Here is a 15,970-nt window from a genome sequence, read left to right on the forward strand (position 1 = left end):
CAGCGTTCTCTGGCTCAAACCAGCACCGCTCCCGCATACACAAATCGCCCACACTCTGGATTACCACAGCGGGCGACGCCTGGGGTAATGCGGTGATGCTCTTCGAGCGACGCAGTACAGTACGGGCAATCGTCGGGAAGAGAACTGCCGTCGCCAGCGACGTCGTGCTCAGCAAACTCGTAGCGGTCGCCTTCGATTAAGAACTTTTCCTTTTCGTCTTCTGCGGTGTTCTTGAACGTCAGCGTGCCGTCGCGGTCCTTAACCAACTGAATATCAAGTTGATTTCGGACGATGACCGCTGTAACAGCGCCGGCTGCAAAGCCGCCGATATGCGCGTACCAGGCCACTCCCCCGCCTTCACCATCATCGAGCGTCGAATTCCAAAGTTGGAGGTAGAACCAGGCGCCACCGTATAAGAAGGCGGGCACATTGACGGTCCAGAACTTGAAGAAGAAAAAGAAGACGGTTTTGATTTTTGCGTCCGCACCATAGAGCACCGTGTACGCGCCCATCAGGCCGGCAATGGCACCGCTTGCACCCACGAGCGGGATATCGCTCCCCCATTCCATTGCCGCGTGAAGCATTCCTGCAGCTAAGCCCCAGAGAACATAAAACAGCGTAAGAGTCGCAGTTCCCAGTCCGTTCTCAAGCGAACAGGAGAACGCCCAGAGGACGATCATGTTTCCGATGATGTGAGAGAACCCACCGTGGAGGAACATGTGCGTGAACAGGCCGATGAAACGCCCGTCCGCTAAGTCTTCAGGAACCAATCCCCAAGCGTCGATGAAGTCGAGCGCGGGCTTGATGGTAGTCGGGTTCTCAAAGATGAGCCTCATCTGGAAGATAAACACCGCCAGATTAGCAAACAGCAACACGCCCGGGAGGATCGGGAGCGATTTCTTATCGATGTTGTCGCCGATGGGGATCAGCACGGGCGGAATCCAGCTAAAGTCGAAAACAGAAAGCTGTCTCAAATGAGAGACGAGCTTCTGCCTTTATTTAGCTTATAAACCGCCGCTTTGCGGCCACTTATTGCCAGAATCGAGCGATGACCGCTACCACCGGCGCAATCGCTACGCAGGCCGCGAAGACAGCAAGGCCCATCGGCGGGGCATTGCGACGAACCTTGTAGACAATCACCAGCAACACGAGGCAGATCAGGCCAACCAGTGCCCCTCCAGAGAGCATCAGTTCCTTGAAAATTGGCATCTTCTTCGAGTCGGGGTGGGCCGAAAGATACCACGACGCCAGCATCGTGCAGAGGACGCTCACCAGGGTCATCGTGAGCGAAACCATCCAAGCGACGGTCACCGCGACACTACCGCGGGTTTCGTCGGGATCAAAAGGCTGCGGTTGCGGCCGTTTGCGTTGCTTTTTCGCCACCTCTTGCTCCGTACTCACCGAAGATTCGATACAAACGGACCCTCTCGGTAATGCTTACCGCAACTCAGAGGCTGAGGTATCCGATTTCTTCCTGAGTCAAATTCGTGAGCTACGTTTTTGTAGCATACCCGCCGGCTCTTTTTATGTGCTGAGGGCAATGCCGACTCATCGAAACGAACTTCTCCCGAAAGAATCATCGTAAGCCAGTTGCCCCGGCACTACCAGTGCGTGGACTCGCGGCAAAATCATGACCTCAAGGTGCTGGAAAATGCCCTTGGTTCTTTTACCTCTTCAAAAGTAGATTGATGCTATGCCTCCTCGTCGCTTCGAACACTCTTCGCACGCTACGAATGACTCTGAACAACCTTACGATGAACGAAATCGTCAGCCATCGGTCGTTCTAGGTGTCAAAGACCAATCGGTAAAGGCGATGCTTGAGTATCTCGACGACGTCGTCTTCGCAGCTATTCGCGGCGACGAGCCTTCGATCGAAGAGGCTCGCCAACTCTGGCCTCAGATCGTCAAGGCTTTGCCTTGGCAAGAGATCGAACCATCGCGCGAGCAGTATCTGCGCTACGCGGTTGAAACTTCGCGCAAGATTCAAGACACCGAAGGTTCACGTCCCGAGTCAACACTGGCGGCTATCGAAATCATTTCACTCCTCACCCGCTGAGCCCGCCCGCTTGCGGCTTAGCCGTTAGGCCACTGCCGACAGTACTCATAGAGCGCCATCGCCGTGGCGGTCGCTGCGTTATAGCTGAACGGCAACCCCCAGACGGGGATCTCGACGACGTCGTCCAGCAGTTCCAAGGCGTCTTCGGTCAGCCCGGTCCGTTCGTTCCCGATAACCAAGGCGGTGCGACGCTCGAACGAGTAGTGATGGATGTCTGAAGAGTCAGTCGTCTGCTCAAGCCCCACAAGACGGTAACTCTCTTCTCGCAGCGAACGCAGGACCGGCGGTAAAGTACGGCGGCTTTCAATCTCGATTTCATCTGCGCCATCTCGAGCGATTTTCTTGTCGAGTTTTGTGTTCCCGGTAGTGATGATTCTTGTCAGCCCGCAGCAACTGGCGGCTCGGACGATGCGCGAAAGGTTCACATTGCTCCGTAATGGGGCACAGACCACGATTAACTCTCGCGGTTGTTCTAAAGTCCGGGGCGGCTTGTGGCGTTGGTGCTCAAACATTTCGGCTTCAACGGAGATCGGCAAGAAACGTGGTAGGTAGCGGTTGGAGGAAACCCTGGTAAAAGGTTAAGCTAGGTTCTTCTCACAAGGATGTATTTGATCGAGCGAGTCTCCCGAACGCCATGCCCCGATCCCGGTTTCCGCTGATTCCGCTGTTGATTGCTGTGGCGGTCGTTTTCGGGCTGGGCTGGGCTTTCCGCGGCGAGGAGCTTCCGCCTGCCGACTTTACGTTCGTCAATAATTCCGAGGTGAAGGGTATCGATCCGGCCAAAGTGAACGGATCGCCTGAGGGGAACATTGTCCGTTCCCTCTTCGAAGGGCTGACTCGTTGGGACCCAGCGACACTCGCACCCATTCCAGGGGTTGCCGAGCGTTGGGACGTTTCCGAGGACGGGCTCGTCTACACTTTCCATCTTCGCGACGATGCCCGGTGGTCGGACGGTTCGGTTGTCACTGCAGGGGACATGGTTTACTCGCTCCGACGCTTACTCGGTCCGAGGAGTATCGCTGAGTATGCCTACCTCGCCTGGTGCATCAAGAATGCACGTCGCTATAGCGTGGCAGGAAGCGGGCTTCGCATAGGCGACCCTGTCGAGGTCGAACTGAATCTGCCGGTCAACGCCGTGAATTCGTTAAGAGGAGAAGTCCTACGAGGCAAGCTCGTTGAGATTGAAGATCTAGGAGACGACGAAAAAGCCCTTGTTGTCGAACACGACGGCCAGCAGACTCGCTATGTGCCGATTGACGACATTGAAGCAAGTCGCACGGAACCTCCTGCGAATAGCCAATGGTGTCGACAAGTCTTGCTCGATTTCAATGAGGTGGGCGTCAAAGAAGTTGACTCTCGCACTCTGCGCATCACGTTAGAAGCTCCCACGGCTTATTTCTTGAAGCTCGTCGGCTACTATCCCTTTTCTCCGGTGAAGAAGGAGTGCGTTGAAAAGTATGGTACCCCCGATTGGACCAAACCCGAGAATCTGGTTTGCAACGGGGCTTACACGATCGGATTCCGTCGTATTCGCGACCGACTGCGTCTCGTAAGGAACGAGCATTATTGGGATCGTGAGAATGTCCAGCTTGGGATCGTCGATGCTCTGCCAGTCGAAGCACGAACCACTGCGGTGAATCTCTACCTGACAGGCGAGGTTGATTGGATCATCACCGTACCGACCCCGTCGTTGAAGGTCATGTTGCAGGAAGACCCGCCTCGCAACGACCTGAATCCCTCCCCTTTCTTGGGTGTGTATTACTACATGCTCAACACGAATCGGAAGCCGCTTGATGATTTGCGAGTTCGCCGAGCGTTATCGCTGGCACTCGATCGGGAACAAATCACTTCAAAGCTACTAGCGGCGGGGGAGGTCCCTGCATTAAGCCTCGTTCCCCCCGGCATCGACGGATACACGGCGCAGGAAACGCAGGCCAAGAATGTTGAGCTAGCAAAGAAGTTGCTCGCTGAAGCAGGTTTTCCGGAAGGCCGAGGATTCCCTCCGTTGGACATCCTCTACAACACGGACGAAGCCCATCAATCAATTGCAGAACTAATTCGCAAGCAGTGGCAACGCGAGCTGGGCATCAACCTTTCAACCCGTAATGAAGAGTGGGCAAGCTATCAGTCGAGCGTCCAAAACTCACGGTACAACGTGGCACGACGGGCCTGGATCGGGGACTACACAGACCCCAACACGTTCCTTGATATGTTCGTCACTGGCGGAGAGCAAAACAACACGGGATGGGGTAATGAAGAGTATGATCGTTTGATTGCCGAAGCGAGTCGAGAGACAGACCCCAGCAGTCGGATGAAGTTGTTCGAGCAGGCTGAGCAACTGTTAATGGAAGAATTGCCCATCCTGCCCATCTATTTCTACGTCTCGAAGAACATGGTGAAACCTTATGTGCGGGGGTTCTACAATAACTTGCAAGATGTCCATCCGCTGTCGGCTATCTGGATTGACGAGGAGTTGAAACAGCGGTACGAGACTGGAAAATCAGTTAGCCCCAACGAGTTTATAGGCATAACCGTGGAGGAGCGGCCATGATGGCAATGTCTTTCCGCCGGTTGCTCTGGCTCTTTCTCACATTGTGGGTTGTGTTCACGATCTCGTTCTTTCTCATGAGAGCCGTCCCTGGTGGGCCGCTTTCTAGTGAACGCAATCTCGATCCTGAGATCGAGCGGATCATCAAGAAGCGGTACAACCTCGATAAGCCGCTCTGGCAGCAGTACTTGATTGAGCTGGGCAACTATGCTCGCGGCGACCTGGGGCATAGTTACCGCATGGCCGACTTCTCAGTGGCTGAGGTGATACGGCAAGGTCTGCCTATTTCATTAAGCTTAGGGAGCTTAGCCCTGGGGTTCGCCTTGCTATTAGGTTTGACTGCAGGAATTGCGTCGGCCGTTTATCGAGGGACGAGCATCGACACGAGTATGATGCTCGTTGCCACGGCAGGGATTGCGCTGCCAAACTTTGTGATCGCGGGAGTTTGCATCATTCTGTTTGTGTTCGCGTTTCCACTATTTCCGGCGGCAGGGTGGGGTAGCTGGCGCCACATGCTGTTGCCAGCCTTCTGTCTTGGCTTACCTTACGCGGCTTCCGTCTCGCGGATTGCCCGCACCAGTATGTTGGATGTGTTATCCCAAGACTACATTCGGACCGCCCACGCTAAAGGCACGCCGCCCTTGCGTGTTATTCTGGTGCATGCCTTGCGAAGCGCATTACTTCCGGTGGTGTCGTACTTGGGCCCTGCGATCGCAGGTATTCTGACCGGGTCCTTAGTGATTGAACGGGTCTTTGCCATTCCTGGGTTGGGGACTCACTTTGTCGAGGCCGCTCTGCAGCGAGACTTCACGCTTGCCATGGGTATGGTGATGCTCTACACGGTGCTCCTTTACACGATGAACTGGCTGGTCGATTTATCTTACGCTTATTTGAACCCACGCATTCAAACAGCGAGCTGATTTCGGAGAAGCGAAGCATCTATGGAATCGCAATCAGCCGGAAACTCGCTGGGAAAGGATGCGTGGCGTAAGCTCCGTCGCAGTCGGGCGGCAATGCTTTCGTTGGGGTGGCTGGTGCTGATTTGCGTACTCGCGGCAATTACTCCACTATTGCCATTGCAGCCTCCCGATGCGGTCAACATGGCCCTTCAATACGAAGAGCCGATAGCGACTCCAGTTTGGCTTGATGACTTTAAGCTCGACACTGAAGCGATTAACGAAACCCCCACGGAGGTAGAGCGACTCGAAAACGAACTCGTCAAACTAGAAACTGCTGTTCAGCAAGCCGAGGTAGATTTCGAGCGTGTCTCCGTCGATTCGGCTGAGTACGAGGCTGCGGAGCAGAAGTACGAAGAGGCCTACCAGAAAGCACGTCAGAAACATGCCGAGATTGAGGATGTCATCCAGGAGCCCTATCGTAAACAAGGCTTTGCGCCGCTGAATCCACTCAGTCGTTGGTTGGTCCGGGTCCGTTATCAACTTTTTGGTGAGAGAAGTTTGAACTCCAATTGCGGCCGCGACGAGTTGGGGCGAGATGTTCTCTCACGGGTTTTCTGGGGGGCGCGTGTTTCATTGGTCGTTGGATTAGTTGCTACTTTTGTCTCGTTAGTCATTGGCGTGACCTATGGCGCAGTCGCTGGGTATTTTGGCGGCTGGGTGGATGATGCGATGATGCGTTTTGTCGATGTTCTCTACTCGGTGCCGTTCATCTTCGTGGTAATTTTTATTCTCACGATCTTGGGAGAGGAGAGCATCGCACGTGAGCTTGCCTACTGGGGAATCGGCAGAATTACGGTCTTCTTTGTGGTGGTGGGAGCGATCTACTGGTTGACCATGTCTCGCGTGGTGCGGGGGCAAGTGATCAGCTTGAAGAACGAAGCGTTTGTCGAAGCCGCACGCTCATTGGGGGCGGGGCATACCCGAATCATCTTCCGGCACCTACTGCCCAATGTCTTTAGCGTCGTGCTGGTCTATCTGACGCTGACAATCCCGAAGGTCATGCTCTTCGAGGCGTTTCTTTCCTTCCTGGGTTTAGGAGTGCAACCGCCCAATGTTTCCTGGGGACTGCTGGCTAACGAAGGAATCAAAGTCATTTCGCCAGTGAAGATCTACTGGTGGCTGATTCTGTTCCCGAGTCTTGCACTGGGAAGCACGCTGTTGGCGCTTAATGTCCTTGGGGATAGCCTCCGGGACGCGCTCGATCCAAAGTTGCGGAAGGAGTAATCGAGCGTTAGCCGTCGGGCTTGCTCGACGCGTGGCTTAACGGTCGTCCCAGCGCCGACCAAGGTCGGCGGCTAACTTCCTGGTTGAATATCCTCTTCGCGACCTAGCAACTCCAAGCTCCCAGCGACCAAAGCTTTGACCCCCGTGCGGATCGTCGGTTCGGGATCGGGATAGTACTTGGCCGAATGAAGCGAAGGTGGCGGCGTTCCATCCTCTTTGAACTTGTCGAGCCGTTCCTGCGTGACTGAGCCAATGCTCATCATCAAGATTGGCACACCAGCGCGTCCGTAGCGACCGAAGTCCTCGCCGCCCATAGAGGGCTCAGCCTCGCGAACATTGTCGGCGCCGATTGCTTTGGCAATCGCTGGCAGCACGCGTTCGCCGAGATCAGGGTCGTTCCACAGTGAGGGCGTGCCTTCGCTCACCTCAATCTCCGGATCGGGTGCGTCCGCGCTCTGAGCTGCGGCGAGGGTCTTACGCTTGATCGCCTCGATTAACTGTTTTCGGGTCGCAGGAGCGTAACTGCGAACGGTTAGTTCCAACTTACATTGATCGCTGATGACGTTGTGTTTTGTGCCTCCTTTGATAGAACCCACCGTGATGACCGCCGGTTCGATCGGCTTCACCTCGCGACTGACGATGGTTTGGAGATCAAGGACCAAACGAGCAGCAATCACGACCGGATCGATGGTCGTATGCGGATAGGCTCCGTGACCGCCGCGTCCTTTGACCGTGATATCAACGCTATCGACGTTCGCCAGCGCGTAGCCTGTCTTGCAATACAGTGTACCGGTCGGTTTGTCGGCTGCAACGTGCAGAGCCAAGGCGTAATCAGGTCGGGGGAAGCGAACGAACAGACCATCATCCAGCATCGACATCGCTCCCGCACCGCGTTCCTCAGCGGGCTGGAAGATCGCCATGAGCGTTCCCGTCCACTCTTGCCTGTGACTGGACAAGTAGCGAAGCGTCCCGACAAGATTGGTCATATGCATGTCGTGCCCACAGGCGTGCATCACACCAACGGTAGCCCCGCGTTGGTCTTTCGTGCGAACCTTCGAGGCGTAGGAGACTCCGGTCTCTTCGACCACCGGCAATGCGTCCATATCAGCACGGAGCATTAGCGTTGGGCCTTTGCCGTTTTTCAAAACACCCACGACACCGTGCCCGCCGACTTTGGCTGTTGTTTTAAAGCCCAGCGTGTTCAACTCTTCAACCATTCGCTTGGCAGTTTGCTCTTCCATCAAAGAAAGTTCTGGCAACTGGTGGAGCGATTTGTAAAGCTGGGTAAGTTCGGCGGCTTCTTCTGCGAGCCATTCTTCCGGCGACGCCCCGGTTGCCTGTAGGGTTGGAGCAGTTGCAATGACCAATGCCACAAGCAGTTGCGCCATTCGATAGAAATTCAACGAATGAGATTTCGCCAAAATGTTGACAAAAGGCTTTGCAACGCCGCAGTTCGGCAGTAGACTTCGTGCATTCATAGAAGCTCGCTCTAGTTCATTTGGCCGCCCTCGCAACATCATCCCGCTTGCGAGGCGGCCTTTTTCGTTGGGCGGTCAACATCAACCGCGTTGAATAGCTAGATTCGATTCCTGATTCTTGATCCGCAGCAACTCGGGAACGATTGCCCGCATGGCACGTGCTCGGTGGCTGATCATTCGTTTGAAGTTTGGTCCCAACTCTCCAAAGGTCCGGTGCATCTCCAAGACTTCGAAGAGCGGATCGTAGCCGAAGCCGTTTGTTCCTGAGGGCTTCGTGCGGATTCGTCCGCGACATTGGCCCCACGTCTCCGCAACGATCTGGCCTGCGGGGTTGGCTATGGCTACATGGCAGTAGTAGCGGCCGGTTCGTTTCACGAGCGGCAACTGGCCGAGTTCTTCAATCAAATGAGCGTTGTTCTCTTCGTCGGTTGCTTCGGGACCGGCGTAACGGGCGGAATAGATTCCTGGACGTCCTTCTAAAGCGTCGACTTCCAAGCCGCTGTCGTCTGCCAGTACCCAACAGTTCAGATGTTGGGCTTGCTCGATTGCTTTTTTCTGCGCGTTTGCAGCAAAGCTATCGCCGTCTTCCACGACTTCGTGAACTGTCTCGTAGTCGGCCAAAGTGCGGATTTCAAAACCGTGTGGGCCGAGCAGTTCGACGAGCTCGCGGCCCTTTTTGACGTTGGTCGTGCCAATCGTTAGTGGGAACGAAGACATTGCTGACTTATTGCGAAGTGGAAATGATGCTGAAAGATTCTAGCATCATACCACGAAGCCCGGCTCAGCGAAGCCTCGGCAAGCAAAGTAGCCCTGTCGCTCCGCGACAGGAATCGCGGCAACACCAAGAAGGCTGTGGTATTGACTTCGTATGGGTGCGGCTGCTGAGCTTCTGCAATTCCTATCGCGGAGCGATAGGGCTACCGTCGACTAGCGACGAGCATACGCCGCACTAATGGCGGCACGCTGAGGGACAACGATTGGAGTCGGCTGGATGTCGAACGGTAATCCCACGAATCGTTTGGGGTGGAAACCGTTTGCGACCTGACCCTCAGTAAACTGACGAGCGAATTGTGCCTTCACGCGTTGTTCGTTTAGCAGGTCTTCCTTCGCCGGACGGTTGAAGAAGTTGTGTGGCTTGGCGGCTCCGAAAGTGTCGACGACTTTCTGCGCGTCGGGCGTCGCGGGTGCAATTCTTCCGTCTGGAAACTGGTGCATTTTGTCAAAGGAACCTACTGTCACATAGCTCTCGTACTTGTCATGAAACTCGTAGGCTTCCCAACCACGGCTCCGGAGGGCGTGTGTCAGTCGTTGTGCTTTCTCCGCACCGGTGACCAGTGGATCGTCCTTTTTGGCGCGACGTGTCTTCGTAGATTTCACATCCACGGGCTTTTCGAGCGACGACCGGCCACGGAAGGTGGCCACCTTAATACTGAACTTCCCAGGGCAGTCGAGCAGCGAGTGTTTCACGCCTTGGTTCCACTTCGCAATGCTTTCATCAATCCCCTGCGGGACGAAGTACTCCTTGGGAAGAAGGAGATTGCGAGTCAGGAAAGCATGGCCCATCGGGCCCTTACTAACGGGCTTTTCATTTTGCTGGCTTAAGTAGTTGGAGACCTTCTCACGGAATCCAGCCAAGCTCTGATGCGACTGGATGCTTTCGCCGGTTAGGGTTTCAGGACGCATGGTCTTGATGCGCGAGAGCAGTTCTTGGGCTTCTGGGTCGTCGATGCCTGAGAACTCACCAACAAGCACTGCATGTTCAATGACGGAATCGCCTCGGTTGTAGCGACGGCGAATTGGTGCACCGTAATGATCCAGCCCACGACCCGGATCGTCTTTCTGCTCGAATGTCATCCCGTAATAGTAGGCGGGCAGGTTGAAGTCTCTGCGGAGCTCGAAGACCAGATCGCGAGCCTGTCTTTCGCCTTCTACTCCTGAGAAAGAGCATGCTAGGATCAGCCAGGGGCCGTTCTGTTGCTCGAGCGAATAGTCGACGCCTTGCTCAGCGGGCACTTTTTTCTGAGGCATCAACTTCTTCCAAAGCGGCGCTGCCTGGCAAACCGTGTTGGCACCGAGAAACCCTGCGAAGAGACCTAGAGTCAATACGAGGGAAAGGTTTTTTCGAAGTGCGACCTTACGAGCGAGAGCAGTCATGGCGAATTCGTACCGTGATTGTTGCTAGCCGCCAGCCATCAAGACAGGCGTGGGATACCCAGTAGTTTGGCGAGAAAACTAGCAAACTGCGGTCGGCCTTACCAGACTGATCTAAGGACATGATAAGGGCGAATTGCTGTGTGAAATCGCCGAATTTTTCCACAAGATCGAGTGCCTAGCCGCGAACAAACGATCTATTAGCACGGTATAATCTGATACCGAGCGCGGTTTCCCCAGACCGTGGCCTACAAAATGCCGGGAATGGTTCTCAAATTTCAAACTCGAGGTCTTATAAACAAAGTGGCGGCCTCATCTCACGATTCCTCAAAGGGTGCAAGAAATGATGAAATCTCTGACAAGAAGCAAGTTGCTAGCACTGATGACTGCGTTAGTCCTGACGGGGGGAATTCCCTCAGACGTGGCTTTGGCGAAGGAATCGAACCAAAAGGACTCGACCAAGAAGCAGGAAGAAAAAAAGACTGAGAAGCCGCCCAAGAAAGTTCGGATGGCTCATATCGCCATCAAAGGTGAATTACCAGAGTCTCCCGGGCAGATGTCGCTGTTTGGTGACCTGGGAGTCGATCTTCGTAAGACGATCGCACGCATCGAGAAGGCCGCCGAAGACGATTCGATCGATGGCATCATTCTAGAAATCCACAACGGCGTCGGACGTGGCAAACTGAACGAGTTACGTGCGGCGATCAAGAGAGCTCAGGCTGGTGGTAAGAAAGTTTATGCCCACCTTGAGGCGGCCCAGGGAACCCAGTACCTGCTAGCAGCCGCTTGCGACGAGATCGTCATGCCGTCGTCAGGTGTTGTTTTGGTGACAGGCATTCGTGGCGAGTTCGCGTTCTATAAAGACATGCTGGCCAAGCTAGGTGTCGAAGCGGACATGATCCACGTTGGCGAATATAAGGGTGCCGCGGAATCGCTCATGCGAGACAGCCTGAGCGAACCAGTCCGTGAGAACCTCACCGCGATGATCGACGACTTGTACGACCAAATGGTCGCTGGCATTGCTGCTGATCGTCACATCACTGTGGAAGCGGCTCGCAAAACCATCGATCAGGGACTTCTTACTGCTGAAGCGGCCAAGGAGGCAGGGCTAATTGATCGTTTGGAATACGCCGATGAGTTCCGCGCTCGTCTGAAAGACGAGTACAAAGCGGACAAGCTGGTCTATGTGATCAACTATGCGAAAAAGAAGATCGATACCGACTTTTCAGGCCCGATGGGCATGATGAAGTTGTTCCAAGCCATGATGGGCGGAAACTCCAAGAAGAGCGCCTCGGGGCCAAAGATCGCCATTGTTTACGCTGTCGGACCGATCATGTCCGGCAAAAGCGAAAATGATCCCTTTGGCGGACAGACCATGGGTTCGACGACAATCGTCAAAGCCATTAACGATGCGGCTGCCGATGACAACGTGAAGGCAATCGTCCTGCGAGTGAACAGCCCTGGCGGTTCCGCTTTGGCGAGCGACCTCATTTGGCGTGCGACTCAAGCGACCGACAAGCCAGTTGTCGCAAGCATGGGCGATGTCGCTGCCAGCGGTGGCTATTACATTTCGATGGGTGCCGACAAGATTTTTGCTGAACCGGGCACCGTGACTGGTTCCATTGGCGTTGTCGGTGGCAAGATCGCCATGGGGGGACTCTACGACAAGATCGGAATGGATACCGAATCGATCAGCCGCGGCGAAAACAGCGGCATTTTCTCGTCGACCGAGAAGTTCACCGAAAGCGAACGCGACGCCGTTGAATCGATGATGAAGCGAACTTACGAGCAGTTCACAACCAAAGCCGCGGAAGGACGTGGCATGGAAGTCGATGCCCTCGAGAAGCTCGCCAAGGGCCAAGTCTACACAGGTCGTGTTGCCAAGAAGATTGGCTTAGTTGATGAACTCGGCACGCTCAAAGATGCCGTCCAAGAAGCGAAGAAGCTGGCTGGCATTAGCGCGGATGACGACGTTCAAATGAAAGTCCTTCCGAAGCCAGAAAATCCGTTCGATGCAATCTTTGGCGTCGACACGGATGCACCACGCGAAGCGAGTCTTGAGTTGCAGCTCATTGATCGGCTACTTGGCAAAACCGGCGGACTCACCAGCCGCTTACGTCAAGCCTTCCAGCTTCAGCGGGTTTTCCGTGAGCCCGTTGCGGCAATGATGCCGTATACGATTGAGATTGAATAGAATTGTTGCTAACTAGCAGAAAGAGTAATCATGTAGCCAGGGACCTCGCGTCCCTGGCTATTTTTCTTGGTAGTTAGTTACCGCCACCAATCCGCTCTTTGCCCACCCATTTCTGCAGCACCTCTGGCACGATGATCGAGCCATCGGCCTGCTGGCAATTCTCTAGGATGGCGATGATTGCCCGACTGATCGCCACGGCGGTGCCGTTGAGGGTGTGGACAAACTTGGTGCCCTTTTCGCCTTTGGTCTTGTAGCGAATATTCAGACGACGGGCCTGGTAGTCGAGGCAGTTGCTCGTGCTGGTCACTTCACCGTATTCGCCCGATTCGCCACGCCCTGGCATCCAAGCTTCCAGATCAAACTTGCGGTAGGCGGGCCCGCCCAAATCCTTGCTGGCGATGTCGAGTACCTTGTAGGGAATACCCAGTCCATCGAAGATCTGGCATTCGAGATCGCACAGGTAGTTATGCATATCTTCGCTTTGCTCAGGCTTTGAGAAGGCGAACATCTCGACCTTCGTGAATTGATGCACACGGTAAAGGCCACGTGACGCACGCCCGGCAGCTCCCGCTTCGGTACGGAAGCAGTGGCTAATGCCGCACAGCTTGATGGGGAGGTCTTCCTCGTCGATCACCTGATCGGCATAAAGGCCGCCGAGCGTGATTTCTGCGGTCGCGACAAGATTCAAGTCATTGTTCTCGATCGAGTAGATCTGAGTTTCCGGTCCGCGAGGGATGAACCCGACGCCGGCGACGATCTCCCCGCGTGCAAGGTCAGGCGTAATCGTCGGGATGAACCCTTCGCCCACGAGTAACTCCATCGCGTACTGCTGGAGAGCCATTTCCAGGAGGGCTCCCTCATTGCGAAGGAAGTAAAACCCATGTCCAGCGACACGTGCGCCACCCTCGAGGTCGAGCAGATCGTGCTGCTCGCCAAGCTCGACGTGATCGAGGACAGGAAAACCGAGTGACCGTACCTGCGTGGCACCATGGCGAAGTTCGCGGCTGGCGTCTTCATCACCAATGGGCGTTTCCTCATGGGTGAGGTTGGGCATGCTGCGATAAATGGCTCCCGCTTCGGCGGCAATGCGGTCAAGCTCGGTCTGCTTGCTGTCCTTCGCCTCGCGTAGCTGACGGCCTTCGTTCTTCCGTTGCTCTCGCTCCGCGTCGTCCTTGGCTCTGCCGATCGACTTGCTGACGACGTTCGCTTGCCGTGCGAGCTCTTCGATTTCTTGCTGTAGTCCACGACACTCGTTTTCGAGTGACACGAAGCGAGCCACATCCGCCTTGACGCCGCGGTTGTCGCAGTTTTTCTGGACAAGTTCAGCGTTCTCAAGAATGAATCGTTTGTCGAGCATTTGGTAGTGTTTGTTAGAGGTTAATTCGTTACCGAAATGAACTGACGTTAGGTCGATACCTGCGCCAGCCGATCCCACAACGCGACACTTGCCCTTGTGCCTCGGTGGTAATCTTCTAGGGAGAATTTTTCATTAGGACTGTGGAGATTATCGTCGTTCTGCCCCCAGCCTAACAACAGCACATCTGCTTCAAGAGATTCCGCGAAGGCGTTCACAATCGGGATGGAGCCACCCTCGCGAATGAACACGGGTCGGTTGCCGAAGCCCGTTTCTATTGCCTCAGCAGCGGCTTGTAGGTAGGGGCTCTCCAGCGGCATCACAACACCCGGCGCGCCGTGATGCACGTCGAGTTCCATCTTGATTCCCTCAGGAAGTAGCTCCTCAAGTCGCTGACGTAAGCCGGCGGTTATTTTCTGCGGGTCTTGGTTGGGTACGAGCCGGAAGCTGATCTTTGCCGAAGCCTTCGCTGGAAGGACGGTCTTTGCTCCTTCCCCTTGATAGCCACTGGTGATGCCGTGGACATCAAACGAAGGGCGTGCCCAGCGGCGTTCAAGCGTGGTGAAGCCTGCTTCCCCGGCTAGTTTTTCGACTTGCAATTGTGACTTGAATTCCGCTTCATCGAATGGCAGGTTGGCGAACTCTTGACGCTCAGCCTCGGTAAGCTCGGCAACGTCATCATACATCCCGGGGACGTTGATCCGTCCCTCGTCATCGATTAAACCCGCCAGCATTTTCGAGAGCGCAATTGCCGGATTCGCGACGGCACCCCCAAATACGCCCGAGTGTAAATCTTGGCTGGGGCCCGTCAGGTGGATCTCATAATAAGCAATGCCACGCAGCCCGTAGGTAATGGCGGGTACGCCGGGAGCGAACTGGCTTGTATCGCTAATCACGACGCAATCGCAAGCGAGCTTTTCCTTATTCTCAGCAAGAAATTTTTCGAGGTGTTCGCTGCCGACTTCTTCTTCGCCTTCGATCAACAGTTTGACTTGCAGTGGCAGTTTCTCCCCCGCCTCTAACCAAGCAGCGATGCTGTTCACGTGCGTGAGCATCTGCCCTTTGTCGTCAGTGGCACCGCGGGCGAAGACCTTGCCATCGCGGATGTCGGGCTCGAAGGGCGGGGTGATCCACAAGTCGAGCGGATCGGGCGGCTGGACGTCGTAATGTCCGTAAACTAGCGCTACCGGCTTGCCCGGCACAGGTGGCGACTCCGCGTAAACCAGGGGATGGCCGGGGGTTTCGATCGTTTCGGTGGCTAGCCCAAGCTTCTCAAAGCGCTCGACCAACCATTGTGAGGCCTTCCGCACTTCATCTTTATAGGCAGGATCCGCACTGATACTAGCGATACGCAGCAGTTCACACAGATCGTCTTGGTAACGCTGTTGGTCTTGGTCAGCTTGCTCGAGGGCGGCTTCGACGGGCATTGCCGGATAACTCTGTCGATTTTTGCGGCTTGTTGGCTAATCGTTAAGCAAACGACTGAAGAGGTTGGCCTCGACAGCTTTGCTCATAACAGGATGAGCCAATATAATACCGTGCGGTCAGTTCCACTACGGGTGCCCCCCATTGCAGAGAAACCCTACTTCAGAAACCCTTCCCCACAGCTAGCTCAGACAAGAAGTTTATGGCAAGTTTCGACCCCTTCAGCCCCGATGAATCCGAACCCGACGATGCCGGGACAGCGGTCGTCGTCCCTGAGAAGCAGAGAGCTGAGAAAAAGCAGCGCCAGCGGCAGCCGAAGTACAACGTCCTCCTGTGGGATTCGGACGATCATACCTTTGAGTACGTTGAGAAGATGCTCCGAGAGCTGTTTGGGCACGAGCATGAAAAGTGTGTTGAGATCGCCAAGCATGTGGACGAAGAGGGCAGGGCGGTTGTGTTGACCACAACTCTAGAACATGCCGAGTTAAAACGCGATCAGATTCATGCTTATGGCAAGGATGAAGAGCAGGGAACCACTGGATCGATGTGGTCGACGATCGAACCAGTTGAATGAGAAACCG

At 55.0% G+C, this 15,970-nt stretch carries 14 protein-coding genes; 6 read left to right on the forward strand and 8 right to left on the reverse strand.

Annotation, left to right across the window (positions count from 1 at the left end):
• Nucleotides 1–14: 14 nt before the first annotated feature.
• Nucleotides 15–932, reverse strand: coding sequence for a rhomboid family intramembrane serine protease (locus tag RIB44_01780; GenBank protein ID MEQ8615302.1), 918 nt, complete (start codon nucleotides 930–932; stop codon nucleotides 15–17).
• Between the two features lie 97 nt (nucleotides 933–1,029).
• Entirely contained in the window at nucleotides 1,030–1,401 is a 372-nt protein-coding gene (locus RIB44_01785; protein MEQ8615303.1) for a hypothetical protein, read from the reverse strand.
• 292 nt (nucleotides 1,402–1,693) lie between these two features.
• Here RIB44_01785 and RIB44_01790 point away from each other — a divergent pair, with 292 nt between their 5' ends.
• Nucleotides 1,694–2,056, forward strand: coding sequence for a hypothetical protein (locus RIB44_01790; GenBank protein ID MEQ8615304.1), 363 nt, complete (start codon nucleotides 1,694–1,696; stop codon nucleotides 2,054–2,056).
• Between the two features lie 17 nt (nucleotides 2,057–2,073).
• Here RIB44_01790 and RIB44_01795 read toward each other — a convergent pair whose 3' ends face one another.
• The gene (locus RIB44_01795; protein ID MEQ8615305.1) at nucleotides 2,074–2,568 is read right to left on the reverse strand and encodes an RNA methyltransferase; all 495 of its coding nucleotides are present in this window, start codon (nucleotides 2,566–2,568) and stop codon (nucleotides 2,074–2,076) included.
• 122 nt (nucleotides 2,569–2,690) lie between these two features.
• Here RIB44_01795 and RIB44_01800 point away from each other — a divergent pair, with 122 nt between their 5' ends.
• Genes RIB44_01800 through RIB44_01810 form a run of 3 tightly spaced genes read left to right on the forward strand, consistent with a single transcriptional unit; the run spans nucleotide 2,691 to nucleotide 6,787 of the window.
• A complete protein-coding gene (locus RIB44_01800; GenBank protein ID MEQ8615306.1) occupies nucleotides 2,691–4,607 on the forward strand; it encodes a peptide ABC transporter substrate-binding protein in 1,917 nt (638 codons plus the stop codon).
• Entirely contained in the window at nucleotides 4,607–5,524 is a 918-nt protein-coding gene (locus RIB44_01805) for an ABC transporter permease (protein ID MEQ8615307.1), read from the forward strand. The genes RIB44_01800 and RIB44_01805 overlap by 1 nt, the downstream gene beginning before the upstream one ends.
• Before the next feature lie 21 nt (nucleotides 5,525–5,545).
• The gene (locus RIB44_01810; GenBank protein MEQ8615308.1) at nucleotides 5,546–6,787 is read left to right on the forward strand and encodes an ABC transporter permease subunit; all 1,242 of its coding nucleotides are present in this window, start codon (nucleotides 5,546–5,548) and stop codon (nucleotides 6,785–6,787) included.
• A gap of 71 nt (nucleotides 6,788–6,858) precedes the next feature.
• On the opposite strand, the gene RIB44_01815 is transcribed toward RIB44_01810, so the two are convergent.
• The 3 genes from RIB44_01815 to RIB44_01825 form a co-directional block, all read right to left on the reverse strand.
• Nucleotides 6,859–8,175, reverse strand: a complete 1,317-nt coding sequence (locus tag RIB44_01815) for an amidohydrolase (GenBank protein ID MEQ8615309.1) — start codon at nucleotides 8,173–8,175, stop codon at nucleotides 6,859–6,861.
• 171 nt (nucleotides 8,176–8,346) lie between these two features.
• Complete coding sequence (locus RIB44_01820; GenBank protein ID MEQ8615310.1) at nucleotides 8,347–8,982, reverse strand: non-canonical purine NTP pyrophosphatase; 636 nt, start codon at nucleotides 8,980–8,982, stop codon at nucleotides 8,347–8,349.
• 210 nt (nucleotides 8,983–9,192) lie between these two features.
• Nucleotides 9,193–10,419, reverse strand: coding sequence for a hypothetical protein (locus tag RIB44_01825; protein ID MEQ8615311.1), 1,227 nt, complete (start codon nucleotides 10,417–10,419; stop codon nucleotides 9,193–9,195).
• 340 nt (nucleotides 10,420–10,759) lie between these two features.
• On the opposite strand from RIB44_01825, the gene sppA reads away from it, so the two are divergent.
• Nucleotides 10,760–12,610 carry a signal peptide peptidase SppA gene (gene sppA, locus RIB44_01830; GenBank protein MEQ8615312.1) on the forward strand — a complete coding sequence of 617 codons (1,851 nt, stop codon included), beginning with the start codon at nucleotides 10,760–10,762 and terminating at the stop codon, nucleotides 12,608–12,610.
• A gap of 73 nt (nucleotides 12,611–12,683) precedes the next feature.
• Here sppA and serS read toward each other — a convergent pair whose 3' ends face one another.
• Nucleotides 12,684–13,967: a serine--tRNA ligase gene (gene serS, locus RIB44_01835; protein ID MEQ8615313.1), complete on the reverse strand. Its 1,284-nt coding sequence runs from the start codon at nucleotides 13,965–13,967 to the stop codon at nucleotides 12,684–12,686.
• A 47-nt stretch (nucleotides 13,968–14,014) separates the two neighbouring features.
• Entirely contained in the window at nucleotides 14,015–15,391 is a 1,377-nt protein-coding gene (locus RIB44_01840) for a dipeptidase (protein ID MEQ8615314.1), read from the reverse strand.
• Between the two features lie 200 nt (nucleotides 15,392–15,591).
• Between RIB44_01840 and RIB44_01845 the strand changes: the two genes are divergently transcribed.
• On the forward strand, nucleotides 15,592–15,963 hold the full coding sequence (locus RIB44_01845; GenBank protein ID MEQ8615315.1) for an ATP-dependent Clp protease adaptor ClpS: 372 nt from the start codon (nucleotides 15,592–15,594) through the stop codon (nucleotides 15,961–15,963).
• The last annotated feature ends 7 nt before the right edge of the window (nucleotides 15,964–15,970 follow it).

Source organism: Lacipirellulaceae bacterium (assembly GCA_040218535.1).
GTDB lineage: Bacteria > Planctomycetota > Planctomycetia > Pirellulales > Lacipirellulaceae > Adhaeretor.

Excerpts from the sequence above, each read along its gene's own strand:
- RIB44_01790 (MEQ8615304.1), top strand. The coding sequence starts at position 1,694 with ATGCCTCCTCGTCGCTTCGAACACTCTTCGCACGCTACGAATGACTCT.
- RIB44_01795 (MEQ8615305.1), bottom strand. The coding sequence starts at position 2,568 with ATGTTTGAGCACCAACGCCACAAGCCGCCCCGGACTTTAGAACAACCG.
- RIB44_01800 (MEQ8615306.1), top strand. The coding sequence starts at position 2,691 with ATGCCCCGATCCCGGTTTCCGCTGATTCCGCTGTTGATTGCTGTGGCG.
- RIB44_01805 (MEQ8615307.1), top strand. The coding sequence starts at position 4,607 with ATGGCAATGTCTTTCCGCCGGTTGCTCTGGCTCTTTCTCACATTGTGG.
- RIB44_01810 (MEQ8615308.1), top strand. The coding sequence starts at position 5,546 with ATGGAATCGCAATCAGCCGGAAACTCGCTGGGAAAGGATGCGTGGCGT.
- RIB44_01815 (MEQ8615309.1), bottom strand. The coding sequence starts at position 8,175 with ATGGCGCAACTGCTTGTGGCATTGGTCATTGCAACTGCTCCAACCCTA.
- RIB44_01820 (MEQ8615310.1), bottom strand. The coding sequence starts at position 8,982 with ATGTCTTCGTTCCCACTAACGATTGGCACGACCAACGTCAAAAAGGGC.
- RIB44_01825 (MEQ8615311.1), bottom strand. The coding sequence starts at position 10,419 with ATGACTGCTCTCGCTCGTAAGGTCGCACTTCGAAAAAACCTTTCCCTC.
- sppA (MEQ8615312.1), top strand. The coding sequence starts at position 10,760 with ATGATGAAATCTCTGACAAGAAGCAAGTTGCTAGCACTGATGACTGCG.
- serS (MEQ8615313.1), bottom strand. The coding sequence starts at position 13,967 with ATGCTCGACAAACGATTCATTCTTGAGAACGCTGAACTTGTCCAGAAA.
- RIB44_01840 (MEQ8615314.1), bottom strand. The coding sequence starts at position 15,391 with ATGCCCGTCGAAGCCGCCCTCGAGCAAGCTGACCAAGACCAACAGCGT.
- RIB44_01845 (MEQ8615315.1), top strand. The coding sequence starts at position 15,592 with ATGGCAAGTTTCGACCCCTTCAGCCCCGATGAATCCGAACCCGACGAT.